Raw genomic sequence first — 22,323 nt, 5'->3', positions numbered from 1 at the left:
AAAGCAATATGTGGTATTTTTCCTGGCTTCTGGGCCTGCCGCTCGCCGCAGCTTTCGCTGTGCTCAACGCTATGTGGTATGAATTGATGGATGACCGCGCCCGCAAGCGTCTTGCGGCTGATCCGACTGCAGATCTGGCGCGGCAAGGCACGAAGCATCATTAGACAAAAGAAAACGGCCCGGAAACGGGCCGTTTTCTTTATGGGCTGATGCTGGTCTTAGGCCGATGGTATCGAGAGTTCTGCCACGAAATCATAGGCGTCGCCACGATAAAGCGATTTGGTGAACTCCACCGCCCGGCCAGATGCGAGGTAGGAAATACGCTCGATGGACAATCCCGCATCGCCGGTCGTGACACCGAGAATACGCGCATCGGGATCCTTGATGTTGCAGGCGGATATGCGCTGCACAGCGCGCACCGGGCGAAAGCCGGTCCGACCGAGTTCAGCATAGAGCGAACCTTGCACAGCATTCGGGTCCGGCAGAACTTCGCTCGACAAGGTGGCGCGTTCGATAGCCAGCGGCAGATCGCTTGCCATACGCAAGCGGCCAAGCCGGGCAACACGGGTTTCGGATGAAACGCCAAGCTTCATCATTTCCTCAGGCGAGGGATAATAGAGACCGCGCTCCAGCCATTTGGATTGGGTTGCAATGCCGCGCCGCGCCATGTCTTCGGTAAAAGACGTCAGCATGGAAAGCGATTGCTGCACGCGCTCGCTGGGGCGAACGACAAAGGTGCCGGAGCCATGGCGGCGCACCAGAAGTCCCGATTTAACGAGATCGTCCACTGCCTTGCGCACGGTCACCCGGCTGATATTGGCATATTCTGCAATGTCGCGTTCAGGTGGTAGGGCCTCTCCGTCAGCCAGATGACCGGCACGAATCGCGGCTTCCAACGATTGGCGCAACTGCATATAGAGCGGTCCCGCGCCTGAAGAGGGCGCGGTGCCCTGAAGATTTTTGGGTAAGAAGGCGCCGAAATTACCGCTCATGCACGCGCCTCATCCATCTTGTGGCCATAGCGCTTGAGCGCGAGCTGCAAAGCTCCGGTCAAGGCGTCGGCAGCGGGTTGGACAATGAGCTTCTGATGGCTTGCGGGAAGCCATTCCACATAAAGTGGCGCCATGCCGCCCAACAGACTGATCCGCTCTGCGCCCTGTCCAACCAACATATCCAGCGTTTCACTGACATAGCCTGCTGAACGCTCCAGAAGCATGCGCGCGATTTCATCGCCATTGGCAGCATACTGGAAAATACGGGGTGCATATTTGCCGAAATCACCGGGCTTCGCCGTCCAGGCGAATTCAACCAGATTGTCGGGATTGTTGCCGAACTCGTCGAGCACATCCGTTGTCAGGCGGCTGCGGGGGTGGATACCATCATGCACCAACAGGCATTCCTGCAGCAGGCTTTGGCCAAGCCGCGCGCCGCTGCCAAGATCGCTGAGCGGAAATCCCCAGCCGCCGACCGAATGAATCCGTTCCTGCTGGCGGACGATATAGGCCGTTCCGGTACCAAGAATGGCGACGATGCCGTCCTGATCGCCAAGCGCACCCTGCAATGCAATGAGGCCGTCGAACTCGACATTGGCATGGGCAAAGGGGAGGCCTTGCTCAATTGGCAGCCCTGCACCCTGGACATTGCCGCCAGCAAGCCCGAGCACCGCATGGCTTTCGCCGTAATGGCTCTGGTCCAGTCCTGCATCGGCGAAGGCATTGTCGATGGCTGCGCGTACATTGACGAGCGAAGTCTGCGGATCGGTGACAATATTGGCCGACCCGCTGCGTCCCGTTCCGAGAATCGCACCGCTGCTGTCTGCCACCACAGCGCGGCATCCGGTGCCACCGCCGTCCACGCCAATGAAATACTCTGCCATGAAGATACCTCCAACTTGAAGATACCAAAAAAATACCATTAACCAAGCAGATTCATCGAAGACGAGAAAAATTGATTAATGTGTTGATAAAATAAGGTAAATTATCTTGCCTCCAATTTTTATGCGAGAATTTCGTAAACTTCGCTGGACAATTGGTACGTTTTTGGCATTAAATTCAATCAAAGGGGAGCGCAATGCCGCCAGGGGTCGCCAAAGGTTGTTAACAGGCGAGGGTCGCGCGGAAATGGGATGGAACGAAGACCGGCGGAGCCGGCATTTATCCCGTACCGTGATGAGCCATCGTCATTAACGTGGTGTATCAAAATGGACAGGCGTATCTCGCCTCTTTTGTGCGTCTGCGTTCAAAAAAACGGGAGAAGGTCAAATGGTTCGCAATACCTTGAAATTCATGCTGCTGGGTTCGACGTTGCTGGCGTCGGGTTCTGCCGCATTTGCTCAGGACGTCACGCTGACGGTTGAAAGCTGGCGTAACGACGATCTGCAGATCTGGCAGGAAAAGATCATTCCAGCCTTTGAAGCCAAGAATCCGGGCATCAAGATCAATTTTGCGCCAAGTGCGCCGACGGAATATAACGCCGCTCTCAATGCAAAGCTGGATGCTGGTTCGGGCGGCGATCTCATTTCTTGCCGTCCGTTCGACACCTCGCTGGAGCTGTTCAACAAGGGCAAGCTTGCCGATCTTACCGATCTCGAAGGCATGAAGAACTTCTCCGACGTCGCCAAGTCCGCCTGGACCACCGACGACGGCAAGAAGGCTTTCTGCGTGCCAATGGCTTCGGTTATTCACGGCTTCATCTATAATCAGGAAGCCTTTGACAAGCTTGGCCTGAAGGCACCGGCGACCGAAGCCGAGTTCTTCGCGATGCTCGACAAGATCAAGGCTGACGGCACCTATATCCCGATGGCCATGGGCACCAAGGATATGTGGGAAGCCGCAACCATGGGCTACCAGAATATCGGCCCGACCTATTGGAAGGGTGAGGAAGGCCGCAAGGCGCTCATCGCTGGCCAGCAGAAGCTGACGGACGAACCGTGGGTTGAGCCGTTCAAGGTTCTCGCCAAGTGGAAGGATTATCTAGGCGACGGCTTCGAAGCACAGACCTATCCCGACAGCCAGAATCTCTTCACGCTGGGCCGTGCTGCGATTTATCCGGCAGGTTCGTGGGAAATCGGCCTGTTCAACACGCAGGCACAGTTCAAGATGGGTGCATTCCCGCCGCCGGTGAAGAATGCAGGCGACAGCTGCTACATCTCGGACCACAACGATATCGGTCTCGGCCTCAATGCTTCGAGCAAGAATGCCGAACAGGCCAAGGTGTTCCTCAACTGGGTCGCTTCACCAGAATTTGCGGAAATCTACGCCAATGCGCTGCCGGGCTTCTTCAGCCTGAATTCGACAGCTGTGAAGATGTCCGATCCGCTGGCGCAGGAATTCGTGTCCTGGCGCGAAAAGTGCAAGCCGACCATTCGCTCGACCTACCAGATCCTGTCGCGCGGCACGCCGAACCTGGAAAACGAAACCTGGGTTCAGTCGGCTAACGTCATCAACGGCACTGTAACGCCGGAAGATGCCGCCAAGAAGCTGCAGGAAGGCCTCGACAGCTGGTACAAGCCAGCCAAGTAAATATGATTATTCACGGGCGGCTTTGCGCATAGCAGGGCCGCCCGTGTGCATTTTCGATGCCGAACAGACCTACCGGATAGTCTTGCGGGCAGTTTTTCTTTCGCGCGATGCGCGATCCGTGTCAGTCTCACGGCGATAGAAAGTTCGTAAGAACCGCATAAGCCGAAGAACAGCGAGTGTTGATGAGCCAGTCTGCCGACCTGCCAATCATTGAGCAAAAACGCCCGAAGCGGTGGCACATTCTTGTGTTTCTGCTGCCTTGCGTGCTGATTTATACCGCCGTCATGGTGCTGCCGCTGATCGAGACATTGCGGCAAGCGTTTTTCAATGTCGTTGACGGGCAGCGCGTCTTTGTCGGCTTCGCCAATTTCCAGACGCTTTTCGGCGATGTAAACTGGTCGCGCGATTTCTGGAATGCGTTGAAAAACAACGTTATATTCTTCTGCATTCACATGCTGGTTCAAAACCCGATCGGAATTTTGCTGGCGGCCATGCTGTCGCTGCCGAGACTGCGTTTTGCCGCCTTCTACCGTACCGCAATCTTCCTGCCGACGCTTTTGTCCTTCGTGATTGTCGGCTTTATCTGGAAGCTCATCCTGTCACCGATCTGGGGCGTTGCGCCATGGATGATGGATCTGGTGGGCATGAAATGGGCCTTTGGACCGTGGCTGGGCAAAGCCGAAACCGCACTTGTAACCGTATCACTCGTCTCGGTCTGGCAGTTTATCGGTATTCCCATGATGCTGATCTATGCGGCGCTGCTCAACATTCCCGATGAGATTATTGAAGCTGCCGAATGTGACGGCATTACCGGCTGGAGCCAGTTCTGGAAGATCAAGCTACCGCTCATCCTGCCGTCAATTGGCCTGATCTCGGTCATGACCTTCGTTGCCAACTTCAACGCGTTCGACCTTGTCTATTCGATGCAGGGTGCGCTCGCGGGACCGGACAAGGCGACTGATATTCTGGGCACCTTCCTGTACCGCACCTTCTTCGGCTTCCAGCTTCAGCTTGGCAATCCGTCCATGGGCGCGACCATCGCGGCCGTGATGTTCCTCATCATCCTCGCCGGTGTGTCGCTCTATCTGTTCGGCATCCAGCGTCGCATGCGCCGCTATCAGTTCTGAGGAGCGAGAAATCATGTCGAAAGCACGCACTTCGCCCCTTCGCACAACATTCGTTCATGCGGCACTGATCATCTATATGCTTGTCGCCGTGTTTCCGGTGGCGCTGACGCTGATCAATTCCTTCAAGGACCGCAATGCGATTTTCCGCACGCCGCTGCAGTTCCCGACACCGGAGAGCTTCAGCCTCATCGGCTATGAAACGGTGCTGAAGCAGGGCTCGTTCCTGACCTACTTCCAGAACAGCGCCATCGTTACAGTGGCGAGCATCTTCTTCGTCATCCTGTTTGGCGCCATGGCAGCCTTTGCCCTGTCGGAATACCGCTTCAAGGGCAACACGCTGATGGGGCTTTATCTGGCCATCGGCATCATGATCCCGATCCGTCTTGGCACGGTTGCATTGTTGCAGGGCATGGTCGCGGTGGGGCTGGTCAATAGTCTGACGTCGCTGATCCTCGTCTATACGGCTCAAGGCTTGCCGCTTGCGATCTTCATCCTGTCCGAATTCATGCGAACCGTGTCAGACGATTTGAAAAATGCCGGGCGAATAGACGGCATGTCGGAATATGCGATCTTCTTCAAGCTGGTGCTGCCGCTGATCCGTCCCGCCATGGCAACGGTCGCCGTCTTCACCATGATCCCGATCTGGAACGATCTCTGGTTCCCGCTGATCCTCGCGCCGAGCGAAGCCACCAAGACGGTGACACTGGGTTCGCAGCTGTTCATCGGCCAGTTCGTCACCAACTGGAATGCGGTCCTGTCGGCGCTTTCGCTGGCAATGTTCCCGATCCTCGTCCTCTACGTCATTTTCTCGCGGCAACTGATCCGCGGCATCACAGCCGGAGCTGTCAAATGAGTTCAGATACAACAAGCGCCCCGGCCCCAATCGCCCCGATACGTGTGCTCTCGGCAGGTCTCGGCAATATGGGCCGCAGTCATGCACTGGCTTATCATCGCAATCCGGGTTTTGAAGTCGTCGGTCTGGTCAACCGGACCAAGGTTGCCGTGCCGGATGAACTCGCCGGTTATGAAATTCATCCATCCTTTCACGACGCCTTGGCCGAGCTGAAACCGGATATGGCGTGCATCGCCACCTATTCGGAAAGCCATGCTGATTATGCCGTGGCCGCGATGGAGCAGGGCGCGCATGTTTTTGTTGAAAAGCCGCTTGCAACGACCGTGGAAGATGCGCGGCGCGTCATTGATTGCGCGCGGGCCAACGGGCGCAAGCTCGTTATTGGCTATATCCTGCGCCATCATCCGTCCTGGATGCGGCTGATCTCGGAAGCACGCCAGCTTGGCGGTCCTTACGTTTTCCGTATGAACCTCAATCAGCAGTCCAGCGGCGCGACCTGGGAGACGCATAAGAACCTGATGAACACCACATCGCCGATTGTCGACTGCGGTGTGCATTATGTGGATGTGATGTGCCAGATCACCGACGCCAAGCCGGTGGAAGTGCGCGGCATGGGCCTGCGTCTTTCCAATGAAATCAAGCCGGATATGTATAATTACGGCCATTTGCAGGTGTTGTTCGATGACGGCACGATTGGCTGGTACGAAGCCGGTTGGGGCCCGATGATGTCCGAAACGGCCTTCTTCGTGAAGGATGTCATCTCACCAAATGGCTGCGTTTCCATCGTCATGAACGAGGCTGTCACCAAGTCCGACGATGTGGACGCGCACACCAAAACCTCGACCATCCGCATCCATCGCGCTGAACGCGGGGCTGACGGGAAATTCCTGAAGCCGGATACAGATCTGTCCATGTCCGACGAGCCGGGCCATCAGGAATTGTGCGAACGCGAACAAGCTTACATGCTGAAAGCCATTCGCGAGGATATCGATCTCAACCGCCATATGGACGATGCGCTGCAATCGCTGCGTATCTGCCTCGCCGCTGACGAAAGCGTGCGTCTTGGCCAGCCGATAAAACTGTAAGGGATTTTTGACTGTGGGATCGCTGTTACTCAAGTCTATTAATAAGAGCTATGGTTCGCAGGCTGTTCTGAAGGATATCAATCTGGAAGTTCGCGACGGCGAGTTCATCATTTTCGTGGGGCCTTCCGGTTGCGGTAAGTCCACGCTGCTGCGTTCAATTGCCGGTCTGGAGGATGTGTCTTCGGGGCAGGTGCTGATCAACGACAAGGATGTGACCGTTACGCCGCCGTCAAAGCGCGGCATTGCGATGGTGTTCCAGTCTTATGCGCTTTATCCGCATCTGACGGTGAAGGACAATATGGGGCTTGGTCTCAAACAGACCGGCGCGCCGAAGGAGCAGATTGAAAGCCGCGTTACGCGCGCGTCATCCATGCTGTCGCTTGATCCATATCTGGCAAGGCGTCCGGCGGAATTGTCTGGCGGTCAGCGGCAGCGCGTCGCCATCGGTCGCGCGCTTGTGCGTGATCCGGAACTTTTCCTGTTCGACGAGCCCTTGTCCAACCTCGATGCCGCGCTTCGCGTGCAGACGCGCTTGGAAATTGCCAAGCTGCATCGCGAGCTGAAGGCAACGATGATCTATGTTACCCACGATCAGGTTGAGGCAATGACGCTCGCCGACCGCATCGTGGTGCTGAATGCAGGCCGTATCGAACAGATTGGTTCGCCGATGGAGCTTTATAACAAGCCTGACAATCTGTTCGTGGCAGGCTTTATCGGTTCGCCGCAGATGAATTTCGTCGATGCCGACCGTATCGGCGAAACGGGTGCGACGATCATCGGCATTCGCCCGGAACATCTCGGCGTTAGCCGTGAAAGCGGCAAATGGAAGGGCAAGGTCATCCACGCCGAACATCTCGGTGCCGATACCATCCTCTATGTGGAAACCGAAGGAGCAGGTCTCATCACTGTTCGCCTGTTCGGCGAGCACTACTATACGGAAGACGACATTATCTTCGTGACGCCAGAAGCGGACAAGACGCATCGTTTTGACGATGACGGCAAGGCCATCCGCTAAGCCAGTCGACAATTCGACAAAATTGAACCGCGCTTGTTTCAAGCGCGGTTTTTTGTGTTCGCCAGAATCAGGGTGTCATCCGGCGGCCTTTCTGCTGGTTTGGTCATGACAGCGCAGTGGACAAAGTGCCTCATGCATCTTTTCATAATGCGCAATTCACTTGAAATAGTACCAAGTGGTACTGACGTTATCGTCAACGATGCGTAAGAATATTGCGTCTATGGCAGGATAAACATTCCATATCAAATCCCATATAAAACATGGAAATACACTTATTTCACCGGCCTCTTTAAGCGACGTATTTTCGAGCGGGAGAACTGAACTTCAGGTTCACCGCTTGAGACCATGAAAAATAATCTTGCTTTATTTTGAGAGCCGTATCACCCTGAATGGCAGTGAAATCGGAGGAGGAAAACCGGCTTCACGTCGCATGGGAGGAATGCGGTCAATCTGTGTTTGAAAGGCTATCCGGAAACCGGATTTCAATAAGGCCTGTTCGCCGGAACCAATCAGAATTCCACCCGTTCGACACTCAATGCCAGTTTTGCCAGGCCAGTTGCTTGGCCCATTGCGAGGTATGCCCGCATGAGCGACGATGTCGTACTATCCCTGCATGTTCCTGAACCGGAATGGCGGCCCGGCGATGCGCCGGATTTCTCCCATGTCAAAATCCCTCGTGCTGGCAGTGTCAGAAGACCGGAAATAGACGAAAAGCCTGAAGCGATGCGCGATCTAGCTTTCAGCATCATTCGCGTGTTGAACCGCGAAGGCGAGGCGGTCGGCCCTTGGGCCGGTACACTCAGCGACGACGAGCTGAAAGATGGCCTGCGGCACATGATGATCCTGCGCGCCTATGATGCGCGCATGATGATGGCGCAACGGCAGGGCAAGACATCGTTCTACATGCAGCATCTGGGCGAAGAGGCTGTGAGTTGTGCCTTCAGAAAGGCGTTGCGCAAGGGCGATATGAATTTCCCGACTTATCGGCAAGCGGGGCTTCTGATCGCTGATGATTATCCACTTGTCACCATGATGAACCAGATTTTCTCTAACGAGCAGGACCCGCTGAAAGGCCGTCAGCTCCCGGTGATGTATTCCTCGAAAGAGCACGGCTTTTTCACGATTTCCGGGAACCTTGCGACGCAATATACGCAGGCTGTGGGCTGGGCGATGGCCTCGGCAATCAGCCACGACACCAAGATCGCGGCTGCGTGGATTGGCGACGGCTCGACAGCCGAAAGTGATTTTCACGCCGCGCTCGTGTTCGCCTCGACCTACAAGGCGCCTGTGGTGATGAACATCGTCAACAACCAATGGGCGATCTCGACCTTTCAGGGCATTGCGCGCGGCGGCTCCGGCACTTTCGCGGCACGCGGGCACGGTTTCGGTATTCCGTCGCTGCGGGTTGACGGCAATGATTATCTGGCTGTTCACGCCGTGGCCAAATGGGCGGTCGAGCGCGCACGGCGCAATCTCGGTCCAACGATCATCGAATATGTGACCTATCGCGCAGGCGGGCATTCCACTTCGGATGATCCTTCTGCCTATCGCCCCAAGGCGGAAAGCGATGCATGGCCGCTTGGCGATCCGATTCTGCGGTTGAAGAACTATCTGATCCTGCGTGGGGTCTGGTCGGATGAACGTCACAAGCAGGCGGAAGCGGAAGTGATGGACCTTGTCGTCAGCGCGCAGCGCGAGGCGGAAGCCATCGGCACCCTGCATGACGGGCGCAAGCCTTCCATGCGCGACATGTTCGAGGATGTTTACGCAGAAACGCCGCCGCATCTTGTTCGCCAGCGTCAGGAAGCGGGGTTCTGATCCATGACCAAGATGACTATGCCCAGAATGACAATGATTGAGGCGATCCAGAACGCCCACGACATTGCCATGGAACGCGATAAGAATGTGGTCGTGTTCGGTGAGGATGTCGGCTATTTCGGTGGCGTGTTTCGGTGCACCGCCGGCTTGCAGAAGAAGTACGGCAAAGAGCGCTGCTTCGATGCGCCAATCAGCGAGCTTGGTATTGTCGGCACGGCAATCGGTATGGCCGCTTACGGCTTGCGCCCCTGCATTGAAGTGCAGTTCGCTGATTATGTCTATCCGGCATATGACCAGATTGTCTCCGAAGCTGCTCGTCTGCGCTATCGCTCGGCGGGCGAGTTCACATGCCCCATCGTGATCCGCATGCCATCCGGCGGCGGCATCTATGGCGGGCAAACGCACAGTCAAAGCCCGGAAGCGCTTTTCACCCATGTGTCCGGCTTGAAAACGGTGATGCCGTCTACGCCTGCGGATGCCAAGGGTCTGCTGCTTGCAGCGATTGAAGATCCCGATCCGGTGATCATGTTCGAGCCGAAGCGGCTTTATAACGGCCCGTTCGACGGCCATCATGATAAGCCGGTCACATCGTGGAAGAAGCACGATCTGGGCGAAGTGCCGGAAGGCTATTACACAGTACCGCTCGGCAAAGCCGCTATCCGCCGCGAAGGCAGCGCGGTCACGGTTCTGGCCTATGGCACCATGGTGCATGTCGCGCTGGCCGCAGCCGAAGAAACCGGTGTCGATGCCGAGATTATCGATCTGCGCACGCTTTTGCCGCTCGATACCGAAACCATCATGGCTTCGGTGCGCAAGACTGGCCGTTGCGTCATCGTGCATGAAGCAACGCTGACCTGCGGCTATGGTGCGGAACTTGCCGCGCTCGTGCAGCGCGATTGCTTCTATCACCTCGAAGCGCCAGTCATTCGCGTGACGGGTTGGGACACGCCTTATCCACATGCGCAGGAATGGGCCTATTTCCCCGGTCCTGATCGTGTCGGGCGCGCACTCGTGTCAATCATGGAAGCGTGAGGGGAGACAACATGGCTCATTTTACAATCAAACTCCCCGATGTCGGTGAAGGTGTTGCCGAGGCCGAACTTGTCGAATGGCATGTGAAGGTTGGCGATATCATTCGCGAGGATGATCTTCTGGCCGCTGTCATGACCGACAAGGCGACGGTGGAAATCCCGTCGTCGCGCGCGGGCAAAGTCATCGCGATCAATGGCGAAGTGGGTGAAAAAATCGCTGTCGGTTCCGAACTGGTGCGGCTTGAAATTGAAGGCGCTTCCGGTGCGAGCGAGGAAGTGAAGGCAGAAGAGCCTGCGCATACTCCGATAGCGGCCGAAGCGCCAAAGTCGCAGACTCCGGAAGTGCCGGTCTTGTTGCAGACGCCTGTTCCGCCAAAGCCGACAGCACCCGAGCGTGAAGCTTCCGCTCGCGCTTTTGCGGGCGCTGGCCCCGTGCGGGCGGAAGGTGAAAAGCCTCTGGCCACGCCATCGGTTCGGCTGCGGGCGCGTGATGCGGGTGTTGATCTCAGGCGTGTTCGCGGAACCGGACCTGCCGGGCGTATCACCCATGAAGATCTGGATGCGTTCTTCGAGACCGAAAGCGGCGGCGCAACGGCGTTGGCCGGATATGCTGCCGATACATCCGTTAACGAGATCAAGGTGATAGGACTTCGGCGCAAGATCGCCGAGCGCATGGCGGAAGCAAAACGCCATATTCCGCATATCACCATTGTTGAGGAAGTCGACGTCACGCAGCTTGAAGAGCTGCGCAGCGGCCTCAACAATGAGAAAAAGGAAGGGCGTCCGCGCCTGACGCTGCTGCCATTCGTTATCCGCGCCATCGTCAAGGCGGTGAAAAAGCAGCCGGGGCTGAATGCCCATTTCGACGATGAAGCTGATATCATCCGTCAATTCGGCGGCGTGCATGTGGGCATTGCCACGCAGACACCGAACGGCTTGATCGTCCCCGTGGTGCGTCACGCTGAGAGCATGACCGTCTTTGCGACGGCTTCCGAGCTGTCGCGTGTGACGGATGCCGCCCGCAACGGTACGGCAAAACGCGAGGAACTGAGCGGTTCCACCATCACGATCACGTCGCTTGGACCGCTTGGCGCGATAGCCACGACACCGATCATCAATCGGCCGGAAGTTGCGATCGTTGGCATCAACAAGATTGCCGTGCGCCCGATGTGGGACGGAACCCAATTCGTGCCACGCAAGATGATGAACCTTTCATGCAGCTTCGATCATCGGGTGATCGACGGATGGGACGCGGCTGTCTTTGTGCAGAAGCTGAAAAGCCTCATCGAAACGCCTGCGATGATCTTTGTGGAAGGCTGAACTTATGAGTGAGATTAACTGCAAACTTCTGATCATCGGCGGCGGCCCCGGCGGCTATGTCTGCGGCATCCGGGCAGGGCAGCTCGGCATCGACACGGTACTTGTCGAGCGAAAGCGTCTCGGCGGCACCTGCCTCAATGTCGGCTGTATTCCGTCCAAGGCGCTGATCCATGCAGCAGATGAATTCCATCGCCTGACGCATTTTGCATCGAAAGGTGCGCTTGGCATCACGGCGCAAAATCCTGCTATCGATTTTGCCCGCACGCTTGAATGGAAAGACGGTATCGTCAATCGACTGAACAGCGGTGTGGCCGGACTGTTGAAACGGTCGCGCGTGCGCATGTTTCAGGGGCAGGCGCGGTTCATGGATGGCAAGACCGTGCTGGTCGATACAGATACAGGCCGACAGACCATTCATGCGGAGAACATCGTGATCGCCACCGGCTCCGTGCCGGTTGAAATCGAGGCGCTGCCCTTCGGCGGCAATATCATTTCGTCCACGGAAGCTTTATCGCTGGGTACCATACCGGAGAAACTGGCTGTCGTGGGCGGTGGATATATCGGGCTCGAAATCGGCACGGCCTATGCGAAACTCGGTTCCAAGGTCACTGTGGTCGAAGCCACCGACCGTATTCTGCCACAATATGATTCCGAACTGACGCGGCCCGTCATGGAGCGCCTGAAGGCGCTTGGCGTCGAGGTGCTAACCAGCACATCGGCCAAGGGGCTAACCGGAGACGGCAAGGCACTGGAAGTGCTGGCGGCTGATGGCGACACCAAACGCATCGAAGCCGACAAGGTGCTGGTGACAGTCGGGCGCAAGCCGCAGACCGATGGTTGGGGATTGAGCGAAATCCGGCTCGATATGGATGGGCGTTTCATCCGCATCGATGATCGCTGCCGCACATCAATGCGTGGTGTCTATGCAATTGGCGATGTCACGGGAGAACCGATGCTGGCGCATCGCGCCATGGCGCAGGGTGAGATGGTTGCCGAGATCATCGCAGGCGGCAAGCAGGCCTGGGACAAGCGCTGCATTCCGGCGGTCTGCTTCACCGACCCGGAAATTGTGACAGTGGGACTGCTGCCCGACGAGGCACGCAAGGCAGGCCATAACACGCAGATTGGCATTTTCCCATTTCAGGCCAATGGCCGTGCCATGACGGTTGAACGGGAAGACGGCTTTATTCGTGTGGTGGCCCGCGCGGACAATCATGTCGTTCTGGGCATTCAGGCGGTTGGTGTTGGTATTTCCGAACTGTCGTCAGCCTTTGCACAAGCCGTTGAGATGGGCGCGCGCCTTGAGGATATTGCGGGAACAATCCACGCGCATCCGACCTTGGGCGAGGGCTTTGCCGAGGCCAGCATGAAGGCGCTCGGCCACGCCTTGCACGTTTAAGATCTGGACTTGCGCTCGTAGCGCCATACGAACACAGCAGCCCCGGCAACCATGGCTGCGAGCGCAAACCAGGTGATTGCATAGGACAGGTGGCTGTTGCGGAAGGAAACGACCGTCAGCCCACCGACGGGCTGATTACCGGGATTGGACTTGGCATCCGCATCGATGAAATAGGGTGCGACGGTGCCAAGGTTCTCCTTCGCGGCAAAAGCCGCGACATCGCGAGAGTTCCAGCTGTTTTTTTCTGGATCGTTGGGCCGCAGAAAAAAGCCATCCGGCTCAGGCATACGCAGAAGACCGGTCACGGTGGTTTCACCAGCGATCTGGGTTTCCGGACGGGTTGACAGGTCCCGCTTATTGCTCGGCACAAAACCGCGATTGATATAGGTCAGCGAACCATCTGCAGTGCGTAGCGGCGTCAGAACCCAGTAACCGGCGCCGCGTTCGGTCAGCGCATGTACCAGCACTTCCTTATCGTTCAGATAGGTGCCGGTGATGGTGACATGACGATATTCGTCGTCCTTCTGGTTGACATTGGCCCAGTCATCCTTGCCCGGAGCCGCAACGGGTTCGGCGTGAACGCGAGCATCCACACGCGCGATCAGGTCAAGCTTCCATTGCAGGCGCTCGATCTGCCAAATACCAAGGCCAATAAAAACCAGAAAAAACAGGCTGGCCAGCGCCGCCATGAAACCGAGAAACAAACCGGACTTCTTCTTCACATCGTTTCCGTCGGCTTCGGTGGTCATCGCACATTCCTGAATTTATTGATGTTAGTGGATTGAATTTGACGTTTGAATCCCGCCTGACATATATGCTGTTTCAAACGCCAAATTCGAAAAATCCACTAGATACATATACTTGCTAGTGGTCTTTATGATTCCAACATTTGCTCAGCGCTTGAAGCGAGGGATGCAAATGTTGGAAGCAGACCACTAGAGCAATGCTCTCTCATAAACCAGTCATGCGAATTTAGAAAGTTTGGGCTGGATAAAATAACAGCGCCAGCAGGCCGGAGAATGGCGAGTGGCGCTGAGAACGAACCGACATATTCAATTCATGTCGCAAATCAGGCTAGCTTGTGAACCTTGTGCCGACGATGTGAATAGCCGCCCTTCGAACGGCGCAAAACATTGCACACCTGTGTCTTGTCTTCCGAGGGCTGCGGCATTTGCTCATGAATGCGATGCAGTATCTGCTGCGTGACTGTACGATCCTTGTCGGTAGGCCCGATGATAATGCTCTTCATCAACCATTCTCCCTGTTTTTTTGGCACAGAGTAACATCCGGGGCTACCCCGGCCGGTCATCAAGAATGTACGAATATCCAAAGTATTAATCATAATTAACATATTGACAAGGACATTCTTGCAACAGCACTCAAGCACTTGAGATTGGTCGCAAAAAAGCCGAGTCGCATTCGCAGCTCGGCTCTTTTAAGTAATTATATCGATTAAATCAGTCGCGATTCCCGGTCAGGATTTCACGCTTGCCGACATGGTTCGCCGGACCGACAAGCCCTTCCTTTTCCATGCGCTCGACGAGCGAGGCAGCGCGGTTGTAGCCAATGCCGAGACGGCGCTGGATGTAGGAGGTGGAGCACTTCTTGTCGCGCAGTACCACCTTGACCGCCTGATCGTAGACGTCGTCACCGTCTTCGGAACCCATCGACGTCGCATCGAAGACGGCGGCGTCAGCGGTTTCTTCTTCGGCGTCTTCATCTTCCGTCACGGTTGCCAGATAATCCGGGCGACCCTGTTCCTTCAGATGATTGACGACCTGTTCCACTTCTTCATCGGAGACGAATGGTCCATGGACGCGTACGATACGTCCGCCACCGGCCATATGCAGCATATCGCCCTGGCCGAGAAGCTGTTCGGCACCCATCTCACCAAGAATGGTGCGGCTGTCGATCTTCGACGTGACCTGGAAGGAAATGCGGGTCGGGAAGTTGGCCTTGATCGTGCCGGTAATAACATCGACGCTTGGACGCTGGGTTGCCATGATCAGGTGAATACCAGCCGCACGGGCCATCTGTGCCAGACGCTGCACGGCACCTTCGATATCCTTGCCCGCAACCATCATCAGGTCGGCCATCTCGTCGATGATGACCACGATGTATGGCATTGGCGTCAGGTCGAGTTCTTCCTGAATATAGGTTGGCTCACCTGTTTCCTTGTCGAAGCCAGCCTGCACGGTGCACATGACGGTTTCGCCCTTGCCCTTGGCGGAAGCCGCGCGGGCATTGAAACCTTCGATATTCCGCACACCGAGGCGGGCCATCTTGCGATAGCGCTCTTCCATTTCGCGCACGGCCCATTTCAGGGCAACGACAGCCTTTTTCGGGTCGGTCACGACCGGGGTGAGCAGGTGCGGAATGCCGTCATAGATCGACAGTTCCAGCATCTTCGGATCGACCATGATCAGGCGGCATTCTTCCGGCTTGAACCGATAGAGCAGCGACAGGATCATGGTGTTGATCGCAACCGACTTGCCGGAGCCAGTGGTGCCAGCCACCAGCAGGTGGGGCATCTTTGCCAGTTCAGCAATGATCGGCTCGCCACCGATGCCCTTGCCCAAGCAAAGCGGCAGGCGATAATTCGATGCTTCGAAAGTGCGGGAGTCGATCATCTCACGCAGATAAACAGTCTCACGATTGGCATTCGGCAGCTCGATACCGATCACATTACGACCCGGCACAACGGCAACGCGAGCAGAGAGCGCTGACATGGAGCGAGCGATATCGTCGGCTAGGCCAATGACGCGCGAGGACTTAACACCTGGAGCAGGCTCGAACTCATAGAGCGTGACGACCGGACCGGGACGCACATGGATGATTTCGCCGCGCACGCCAAAATCTTCCAACACGCTTTCCAGCAGACCTGCGCTGCGCTCCAGCATTTCCTGCGTGATGACATTGCCATCCAGCGCAGGCGGCATCTGCAGCAGATCGCGCGGCGGGAATTCATACTCGCCTTGGATTACAGGAGTTTCAGCACGGGGGAGGGGCTGAGGCTGATAGAGAGCAATCGACGGCGCAGCCTTTGCCGGAGCAGGCGCTGCTGCAGCGGGGGCGGGTACTACGACTTCTTCAATGCTGTGCTCTTCGGCTTCTGCAACGGCAAGCACGACATCGTCTTCGGTCGCTTCACCTGAAGCTTCGGCAACCTCAGCGATCTGGGGCGCAGCCTCTACCTTCTTCGGAGCGATTGCCTTCGCCTTTGCCACGAGAGCAATGACTGGAGCTACGGGCGCTGCGGCGACAGGTTCTGGCGCTACAACAGGCTGAGGAGCAGGAACTTCTGCCACTGGCTGCGGTGCTACCGCTGCAACTGGGGTTTCTTCCGGCTGGCTGTTCCATTCGCGAATGCGGAACTGCGCCAGAATGGATTCAACGGTCGGTGCAGGTTTTTTGGGCGCAGCAGGCGCAGCAGCAATAACCGGCACCGTCGGCGCAAGACTTGCCTCAACATCGCAACCTTCCCAGAAGGCAAAGTCGGAAATATAGGCAAGCGCAGACGTCGCAACCTCTGCCACCGGTGCAACAACTGTCTGCACGACCACTGGCTCTGGAGCGACATAAACCGCAGGCGCGGCTACTGCAACCGGCATAACCGGCAGGGCAGGGGGTACTGGAACTACTGGCGGCTGCACCATGCCGAGCGAAACGCTCTGCTGCAATGCGGCTACCGCCATTGGCTGAACTTCTGCCACCTTCTCCGCGGTAACTTCCAAAGCTTCCGCGACAGGCTGAACTTGCGGACGTGGTGCATTAACGTCCGGCAAATCTTCGCCGCGACGACGCATCAGTTCCACTTCCGGCGTGCGGGTGAAACGGACATTCTCGCCCAGAGAAAAGTGGATTTTCCAGGCACCGTCATCTGTCGGATTATGCGCATCCGACGGGCTGCGCTGGGGCTTTGGGTCCGAAGCGTTCTCTGTACGATTTCCGTTCGAATGGGGGAAATTTTCTCTCAAATTACGCATGATACCTGAACCATAGATACTGTCGCCTGAATGAGCCCAAGTAATAAAAAATGAAGGTTAACAACCCCCTTCATAAATTCACCATTGGCCAGAAAATTCTGACAGGTGTCGTCATCGCGCTCGCAGGTTCATGCTCCATATATCCATGTATGTAATCTAATTTATATTAGATATTACATATGCTTATGTATATTTAATAATCTAGTTTATTAGAATAAACGCAACCCGTATGGGTTGTTGAATTTTATTCCTCCCTTAATGAGTGTTGCCCGTGAATCCGGTGCAACAGGTTAGATCAATCGCGGGCAAGCGCCACCACGGGATCGAGTCGCGAAGCGTTGCGGGCGGGTATAAAACCGAAGCCGATGCCGATAAGGCTTGAGCAAAGCAGCGCTATCACAATGGATGTCGGCGAATAGATGAGCTGGAACATCGTGCTGAACTGCGCGAACAGCAGGCCGAATCCTCCAGCGATCAGCACGCCCGCCACACCTCCGATGAGGCATACCAATATGGATTCGATCAGGAACTGTTGCAGGATATCGCTTTGCCGCGCGCCAACGGCCATGCGCACGCCGATCTCGTTGATTCTTTCCGAGACCGCGACCAGCATGATGTTCATCACGCCGATTCCACCAACGAAAAGCGAGATACCCGCAATGCTTGCGATGAGCAGGGCCAGCATCGCCGTCGTTGCCTGAATGGTCTTTTGCAATGTGTCTGTGTTGAAGATGAAGAAATCTTTCTTGCCATGACGCCTTTCCAGGAACGCAGTCACCATTTCTTCCGCCACAGCCGGGTCCATCGTATCGCGGATACGAACGGCAATCGATTGCAGGGCGCGTGAGCCGGTCATACGGGTCTGGACCGTTGTATAGGGCAGAAAAAGCTCAAGCTTACTCGATCCCCCCATGCCTTGTTCGTCGGCCTTAGTCACACCAACGATGCGCACGGGAATCTGCTTCAGAAAGACTATTCTGCCGACGACGGATCCCTGTACATTCGGAAAAAGTCCCTTCTTGGTGTTTGTATCAATCACCGCATCCTGTGCGAGATTGTCGAGGCCTTTTCTGTCGAAGAATCGCCCCTCGATCAGCTTGCTTTTGCGCGCCCTGAAATATTGCTCGCTCACGCCGTTGACGGTGATGCTGACTTCCTTGTTGCCGACGCGAACCGTTCCAGCTGTTGTGCTTTCCGGCGTTGCGGCAACAACATAGGGCAGCTTGGCCAGTTCGGTTGCATCATCGACACTCAGTGTGGTGACAAGAGCTGCCTTCAGATCACCGTAGCCGGTTCCCGGTCCGACATAGAGCGTGTTCGTGCCCAGGCTGCTGATCTTCTCGAGAATGCGCTGTTGCGAGCCTTGCCCAAGCGCTGTCACACAGACAACGGATGCCGTACCGATCACGATTCCCAGCATTGTGAGGAATGTGCGCATCCGATGAGCATTCATAGACCGCAGCGCCATCGCAAAAGCTTCTTTAAAGCGATCACGTATACCGCTGAATGATTTAAGTTTTTGCCCGGTTGTGTTTACGGTTTTTGGGTTCTGCTGAGTGCCACAACGGTCCTCACGAGAGGTGTCGGCAATGATCTCTCCGTCCCGGATCTCAATGATGCGGTTTGCCCGCGTCGCCACGGCGCGGTCATGCGTAACAATGATGATTGTACGGCCTTCGCGGTTCAGTTCCTGAAGAATGTCTAGCACTTCCTCGCCGCTGTGACTGTCGAGCGCGCCAGTCGGCTCGTCAGCAAGAATGACACCGGCATCGTTGATGAGTGCGCGCGCTATCGATACGCGCTGCTGTTGACCTCCGGAAAGCTGGTTGGGACGATGGTGGGTCCGGTCGCCCATGCCAAGGCGGCGTAAGATTTCATGCGCTCGCTCGCGCCGCGCGTCACGTGTCTGACCGGCATAAATAGCGGGTATTTCCACATTGCCGACAGCGTCCAGTTCGTTCAACAGATGATAGCGCTGGAAGATGAAGCCGAAATGTTCGCGCCGAAGCTGTGCCAGTTCGTCCGCACCAAGTTCCGCAGTGACGCGCCCGGAAATCAGATATTGCCCCTCGGAAGGGCGATCCAGACAGCCGAGGATATTCATCAGCGTGGATTTTCCCGAACCGGACGCACCGACAATCGCCACCATCTCACCGCGCTGAATGGTGAGGTTGATATTGCGCAGAACCGTGGTGAAGGTGTCGCCAGACGGATAGTGACGTGAAACACCTCTCAACAGGATCAAGGGCATATCGCTCATATCAATCACCGTCATCCGTCTCTTTAGTCTCTTGATTATCGGTGACGATCTTGTCACCCTCCTGCAAGCCTGAGCGGATTTCCGTGTTGATCTTGTCGGTTATGCCTGTTTCCACGGTGCGCTCTTCAAGCGTTCCGTTTTCGGTCAGGATGAGAACGGTGGCTTTGCCCGAAATATCGAAGTCGGAATCGCTTTGTGATTTCAGCGCCGAGACAGGAACCAGTAAGACGTTTTTCACCTTCGCCAGAACGATATGAATCTCCGTAGTCATATAGGTGCGAAGCAGACCATCCGGATTGGGAATACTGAACTTGCCTTTGTAATAGACGGCGGAAGCTGTCACGCCGGTCGCGCTGGACAAACTGCTGTTTGAGCCAAAGCTCTTATCGCTAACAACTGAATCCGGCGCGGGTTCGATTGCTTCGAGCTTTGCGTCGTAACGCTTTGCGTTTCTTCCGGAAATGGTGAAGTAGATCGGCAGGCCGCTATGAACCTCGGTAATATCGGCTTCAGAAATGTCCGCTTCCACCGTCATCGTGTCCACTTGACCAAGGATTGCGATCGTCGGGACCGTTTGCTGCGCGTTGACGTTTTGACCTTCCTGCGCCACGGTCGAAAGAATGGTGCCATCAATCGGGGCTGTAATGCGCGTATAAGCCAGATTGGTTTCCGCGATGCGCACGCCCACTTTAGATGCGGCTATGGTTGCTTCCGTATTGGCCAGCTGCGCCCGTTGCTTTTTCATCTCCGCAACGGCTTTGTCATATTCAGAACGCGCAACCGCATTTTTACCGATCATCATCTGATTGCGAGCGAGATTCAATTTTGCCAGTTCCAGATCAGCGAGGTTCTGCTCGCGGGTCGCTTCGTTCTGGCGCAGCGTCGCTTCGGCCTTGTCGAGTTCGTTTTGCTGATTGGTGGCATCAATAAGAGCGACTACGTCACCCTCTTTGACGTGCTGATCGGGCTTCACCTTGAGTGAGAGTATGCGTCCAGTGGCCTGAGCGCCGATGGCAACCAGATTTTTAGGTCGCAATGTGCCCGATGCCAGCACGGAACTTTCAATGTCGCCGCGTTGCACGGTCGTCATTTCAGGAAGTGGCTTTTGCGCAGACCATTGCTGGAGTAACAAGCCGCCAGTCAGCACCGATACAACGAAAAGTGTTAGCCAGCGTTTGCGAAGACGCCGCTTTGATAATGGTTTAGGTGAGTTCATTGTTGCCTCTTGAGACGGCCCGGTGGAGAGAGCCTTACGAGGTGAGGGCCGGTATTGAGGTCCACGACTTCCGGTCTGTCGACATCAATCCGACCGTTCCAGCCGCCGCCGAGCGTCTTTTGCAAGGAAACGTAATCGACGATGATGTCTGTTCGCGCTTGTGCGAGAGTGTTCTCCTGATTCAGCAACTCACGTTGCGCAGTCAGAACATCGAGGAAATTCTTCGACCCTGATTTGAACTGTTCGAGCGTCAACTCATTGATCTTGCGACTATTACCGACGATTTTTTGCAGCTGCACAATGCGCAACCGGTTTTGGTTGAATGCGACGCTTGCATTTTCGACCTCGCTCAAGGCCGCCAGAACTTTGCTTCGATAGGTGATGAACGCCACGTCGCGTTCGGCCCGTGCAGCATCGACATCAGCAAGGAGCTTGCCGCCATGAAAAATAGGTATCTGGAGGCTGGGGCCAAATGACCAGCCTATAGTGGACAGTTTGGCAAGATCACCGAAATTCGCGCCACCCGTATTAATGTTGCCAGTAAGGGAAATGCTTGGATAAAGGGCTGCCTGTCTTTGACCTATCGTGGCTGTCGCCTTGGCATAGTACCGTTCAGCTGCCCGTATATCGGGACGGCTCAACAAGAGACTTGCGGGCAAGCCAGCTGTTATTTTGCGAGGTGCTGCGGGCAGAGCGCGCCGGTTATCCAGTATAGAAGCCAGTGCTATCGATGATCGTCCAGTGAGAGTGGATAGTTTGTTCAGCTTCCCGGCATAGTTGATCTGTAGTTCGGGAGTTGTGGCCTCCGTAGTTGCGACCTGAGTTTCCGCGCTGAGGAGATCGACTTGCGATATATTCCCGGCTTCCAGCTGCGCACGTGTCAAGGCCACGGTTCGGCGTTGCGAAGCCACGTTGCGCTCCGCGATAGCGATCTGAGCCTGAATGCCGCGTAACTGCACGTAGTTGGTGGCAATCTCACCGATCAGGATAACAAGCGCTGCCCGTAATTGTTCATGGGCGGATTCTGTCGCGTAATATGCGGCCTCGACGCCACGCCCGTTTGCACCGAATAAGTCCAGATCCCATGTCGGAGATAAACCTGCACTCAACGAGTTGCTGGCGTCTTTTGAATTGCGGTCAGAACGCTCGAATTTAACCGTGCCGTTAACGCTCGGATAAAGCCCGCCGCCCGCTGATGCGTAAGCTGCTCGAGCCTGACGCACCTTCGCTTTTGCTGTCGCGACGTCAGGACTACCATCAATGCCATCAGCAATCAGTTGATCCAATATCGGATCGCCGAGATTTTTCCACCAGTCTGCGAGATGCGGGGCAGCGGTATCAGCTTTACTATTCCACGCATGAGGCGTGTTGATAAGTGGAGGATGATAATCCGGCCCGACAGCAACACATCCAGCGCTAAAAGGAAAAAATAACAAAACCGCACAGAGTCGAATTTTGATAATTTGGATACTTCCTCAAAAATCAATTATAAATAATAAAAAATGAAAATGGATAATTATTATAGATTGGCACCGGTGTAAATCGGCGCCAAAATATTTAAATTTGCTAGCTAAAAAATTTGGCTATACTAGAAATGATGCTTGGAAGAGTTGTAATCAGAGTGCCGATAACAGTTGCGAGTGCAGGAATAAGGATAGGTAAAATAGGGTCCAAAACAATTCTCAATAATTG

18 protein-coding genes are annotated in these 22,323 nt (G+C 55.6%); 10 read left to right on the top strand and 8 right to left on the bottom strand.

Going from position 1 to position 22,323, the window contains the following annotated elements:
* The first annotated feature begins 8 nt into the window (after positions 1–8).
* The gene (gene cydX / locus FHW03_RS10140) at positions 9–164 is read left to right on the top strand and encodes a cytochrome bd-I oxidase subunit CydX (RefSeq protein ID WP_078337005.1); all 156 of its coding nucleotides are present in this window, start codon (positions 9–11) and stop codon (positions 162–164) included.
* Positions 165–218: 54 nt separating this feature from the next.
* Here the strand turns inward: cydX and FHW03_RS10135 are convergent, their stop codons facing one another.
* Together FHW03_RS10135 and FHW03_RS10130 are read right to left on the bottom strand one after the other, a co-directional pair.
* Positions 219–992, bottom strand: a complete 774-nt coding sequence (locus FHW03_RS10135; RefSeq protein WP_182520522.1) for a GntR family transcriptional regulator — start codon at positions 990–992, stop codon at positions 219–221.
* A complete protein-coding gene (locus tag FHW03_RS10130) occupies positions 989–1,876 on the bottom strand; it encodes an N-acetylglucosamine kinase (RefSeq protein WP_182520521.1) in 888 nt (295 codons plus the stop codon). Before FHW03_RS10130 ends, FHW03_RS10135 begins: the two co-directional genes overlap by 4 nt.
* 385 nt (positions 1,877–2,261) lie before the next feature.
* On the opposite strand from FHW03_RS10130, the gene FHW03_RS10125 reads away from it, so the two are divergent.
* The 9 genes from FHW03_RS10125 (at position 2,262) to lpdA (ending at position 13,169) form a co-directional block, all read left to right on the top strand.
* Positions 2,262–3,521, top strand: a complete 1,260-nt coding sequence (locus FHW03_RS10125) for an ABC transporter substrate-binding protein (RefSeq protein ID WP_182520520.1) — start codon at positions 2,262–2,264, stop codon at positions 3,519–3,521.
* Between the two features lie 182 nt (positions 3,522–3,703).
* Positions 3,704–4,648: a carbohydrate ABC transporter permease gene (locus tag FHW03_RS10120; protein WP_182520519.1), complete on the top strand. Its 945-nt coding sequence runs from the start codon at positions 3,704–3,706 to the stop codon at positions 4,646–4,648.
* Between the two features lie 13 nt (positions 4,649–4,661).
* The gene (locus FHW03_RS10115) at positions 4,662–5,501 is read left to right on the top strand and encodes a carbohydrate ABC transporter permease (protein ID WP_078337000.1); all 840 of its coding nucleotides are present in this window, start codon (positions 4,662–4,664) and stop codon (positions 5,499–5,501) included.
* Positions 5,498–6,586 carry a Gfo/Idh/MocA family protein gene (locus FHW03_RS10110; RefSeq protein WP_182520518.1) on the top strand — a complete coding sequence of 363 codons (1,089 nt, stop codon included), beginning with the start codon at positions 5,498–5,500 and terminating at the stop codon, positions 6,584–6,586. Before FHW03_RS10115 ends, FHW03_RS10110 begins: the two co-directional genes overlap by 4 nt.
* A 13-nt stretch (positions 6,587–6,599) precedes the next feature.
* A complete protein-coding gene (locus FHW03_RS10105) occupies positions 6,600–7,601 on the top strand; it encodes an ABC transporter ATP-binding protein (RefSeq protein ID WP_182520517.1) in 1,002 nt (333 codons plus the stop codon).
* Between the two features lie 585 nt (positions 7,602–8,186).
* A complete protein-coding gene (locus FHW03_RS10100) occupies positions 8,187–9,419 on the top strand; it encodes a 3-methyl-2-oxobutanoate dehydrogenase (2-methylpropanoyl-transferring) subunit alpha (RefSeq protein WP_182520516.1) in 1,233 nt (410 codons plus the stop codon).
* A gap of 18 nt (positions 9,420–9,437) precedes the next feature.
* Complete coding sequence (locus tag FHW03_RS10095) at positions 9,438–10,451, top strand: alpha-ketoacid dehydrogenase subunit beta (RefSeq protein WP_109367989.1); 1,014 nt, start codon at positions 9,438–9,440, stop codon at positions 10,449–10,451.
* An 11-nt stretch (positions 10,452–10,462) separates the two neighbouring features.
* Positions 10,463–11,770 carry a dihydrolipoamide acetyltransferase family protein gene (locus tag FHW03_RS10090; RefSeq protein ID WP_182520515.1) on the top strand — a complete coding sequence of 436 codons (1,308 nt, stop codon included), beginning with the start codon at positions 10,463–10,465 and terminating at the stop codon, positions 11,768–11,770.
* 4 nt (positions 11,771–11,774) lie between these two features.
* Positions 11,775–13,169, top strand: a complete 1,395-nt coding sequence (lpdA, locus tag FHW03_RS10085) for a dihydrolipoyl dehydrogenase (RefSeq protein ID WP_182520514.1) — start codon at positions 11,775–11,777, stop codon at positions 13,167–13,169.
* Here the strand turns inward: lpdA and FHW03_RS10080 are convergent.
* The 6 genes from FHW03_RS10080 to FHW03_RS10055 all read right to left on the bottom strand — a co-directional run bounded on the left by FHW03_RS10080 (position 13,166) and on the right by FHW03_RS10055 (position 22,067).
* Positions 13,166–13,918 carry an SURF1 family protein gene (locus FHW03_RS10080; RefSeq protein WP_377514549.1) on the bottom strand — a complete coding sequence of 251 codons (753 nt, stop codon included), beginning with the start codon at positions 13,916–13,918 and terminating at the stop codon, positions 13,166–13,168. The two genes, lpdA and FHW03_RS10080, sit on opposite strands and share 4 nt — an antisense overlap.
* 320 nt (positions 13,919–14,238) lie before the next feature.
* Positions 14,239–14,418: a hypothetical protein gene (locus FHW03_RS10075; protein ID WP_182520513.1), complete on the bottom strand. Its 180-nt coding sequence runs from the start codon at positions 14,416–14,418 to the stop codon at positions 14,239–14,241.
* Positions 14,419–14,626: 208 nt separating this feature from the next.
* Positions 14,627–17,155 (bottom strand): DNA translocase FtsK, encoded by a 2,529-nt coding sequence (locus tag FHW03_RS10070; RefSeq protein WP_182520512.1) that lies wholly within the window; start codon positions 17,153–17,155, stop codon positions 14,627–14,629.
* Positions 17,156–17,450: 295 nt separating this feature from the next.
* Positions 17,451–19,415, bottom strand: coding sequence for a MacB family efflux pump subunit (locus tag FHW03_RS10065; protein ID WP_182520511.1), 1,965 nt, complete (start codon positions 19,413–19,415; stop codon positions 17,451–17,453).
* Position 19,416: 1 nt separating this feature from the next.
* Positions 19,417–20,631, bottom strand: coding sequence for an efflux RND transporter periplasmic adaptor subunit (locus FHW03_RS10060; protein WP_182520510.1), 1,215 nt, complete (start codon positions 20,629–20,631; stop codon positions 19,417–19,419).
* On the bottom strand, positions 20,628–22,067 hold the full coding sequence (locus FHW03_RS10055; RefSeq protein ID WP_210277236.1) for an efflux transporter outer membrane subunit: 1,440 nt from the start codon (positions 22,065–22,067) through the stop codon (positions 20,628–20,630). The genes FHW03_RS10060 and FHW03_RS10055 overlap by 4 nt, the downstream gene beginning before the upstream one ends.
* Between the last annotated feature and the right edge of the window lie 256 nt (positions 22,068–22,323).

Source organism: Ochrobactrum sp. RH2CCR150 (genome assembly GCA_014138095.1).
GTDB lineage: Bacteria > Pseudomonadota > Alphaproteobacteria > Rhizobiales > Rhizobiaceae > Brucella > Brucella gambitense.
Note: the sequence above shows the minus strand (reverse complement) of the source record. Positions and strands in the feature narration are given on the sequence as shown.

Bases quoted from the DNA above. Each gene is read 5' to 3' on its own strand.
- FHW03_RS10075 (WP_182520513.1), bottom strand. From the start codon at position 14,418: ATGAAGAGCATTATCATCGGGCCTACCGACAAGGATCGTACAGTCACG.
- FHW03_RS10135 (WP_182520522.1), bottom strand. From the start codon at position 992: ATGAGCGGTAATTTCGGCGCCTTCTTACCCAAAAATCTTCAGGGCACC.
- FHW03_RS10065 (WP_182520511.1), bottom strand. From the start codon at position 19,415: ATGAGCGATATGCCCTTGATCCTGTTGAGAGGTGTTTCACGTCACTAT.
- FHW03_RS10070 (WP_182520512.1), bottom strand. From the start codon at position 17,155: ATGCGTAATTTGAGAGAAAATTTCCCCCATTCGAACGGAAATCGTACA.
- FHW03_RS10115 (WP_078337000.1), top strand. From the start codon at position 4,662: ATGTCGAAAGCACGCACTTCGCCCCTTCGCACAACATTCGTTCATGCG.
- FHW03_RS10110 (WP_182520518.1), top strand. From the start codon at position 5,498: ATGAGTTCAGATACAACAAGCGCCCCGGCCCCAATCGCCCCGATACGT.
- FHW03_RS10130 (WP_182520521.1), bottom strand. From the start codon at position 1,876: ATGGCAGAGTATTTCATTGGCGTGGACGGCGGTGGCACCGGATGCCGC.
- cydX (WP_078337005.1), top strand. From the start codon at position 9: ATGTGGTATTTTTCCTGGCTTCTGGGCCTGCCGCTCGCCGCAGCTTTC.
- FHW03_RS10125 (WP_182520520.1), top strand. From the start codon at position 2,262: ATGGTTCGCAATACCTTGAAATTCATGCTGCTGGGTTCGACGTTGCTG.
- FHW03_RS10095 (WP_109367989.1), top strand. From the start codon at position 9,438: ATGCCCAGAATGACAATGATTGAGGCGATCCAGAACGCCCACGACATT.
- FHW03_RS10120 (WP_182520519.1), top strand. From the start codon at position 3,704: ATGAGCCAGTCTGCCGACCTGCCAATCATTGAGCAAAAACGCCCGAAG.
- lpdA (WP_182520514.1), top strand. From the start codon at position 11,775: ATGAGTGAGATTAACTGCAAACTTCTGATCATCGGCGGCGGCCCCGGC.
- FHW03_RS10090 (WP_182520515.1), top strand. From the start codon at position 10,463: ATGGCTCATTTTACAATCAAACTCCCCGATGTCGGTGAAGGTGTTGCC.
- FHW03_RS10100 (WP_182520516.1), top strand. From the start codon at position 8,187: ATGAGCGACGATGTCGTACTATCCCTGCATGTTCCTGAACCGGAATGG.
- FHW03_RS10060 (WP_182520510.1), bottom strand. From the start codon at position 20,631: ATGAACTCACCTAAACCATTATCAAAGCGGCGTCTTCGCAAACGCTGG.
- FHW03_RS10080 (WP_377514549.1), bottom strand. From the start codon at position 13,918: ATGACCACCGAAGCCGACGGAAACGATGTGAAGAAGAAGTCCGGTTTG.